At 66.3% G+C, this 418-nt stretch carries 1 protein-coding gene; it reads right to left on the reverse strand.

From position 1 onward, the window contains the following. Nucleotides 1–418, reverse strand: a 418-nt coding sequence (locus AC5ZGW_RS47230) for an AraC family transcriptional regulator (protein ID WP_496114283.1), incomplete at both ends; no start/stop codon positions are given.

A 418-nucleotide genomic window follows, 5' to 3' on the forward strand; every position in this document is an offset into this window, starting at 1 on the left:
TTCCGCGACCGCCTCATGCTCCGGCACCTCCGGGAAGAAGCTCAGCCGCTGGCAATAGATCGGGAAGTCGCGTGCTTCCTCGCCGCTGGCCGGAAGCCAGTCGCGATAAAGGTAGAGCGCGGCGGGCTCGAGATTGTCGGTGTTGCCAACGACGCGCAGCACCGCACAGCGTCCGCCAGGGATCTCGCCGGCTTTGATCTGCTCACCGCTCGCCTCGATCGGTTGGTCGGTCCCGACACAAAGGTCCACGCTATAATCGGCAGGCGACGCAGGACGCCGCTCGGAATGCCAGACATTGAAGGTCGCACTTGTCTTGGGGTGCAGGCCAGCGGCCTTGCGCCACGCGATGAACCGCTGGATGGTGGCGCCGAGCGTCGCCGGGTCGCCCCGATGCTCCATGATCGCCACCGGCATGGGG

The organism is Bradyrhizobium sp. Crot121 (assembly GCF_059512385.1).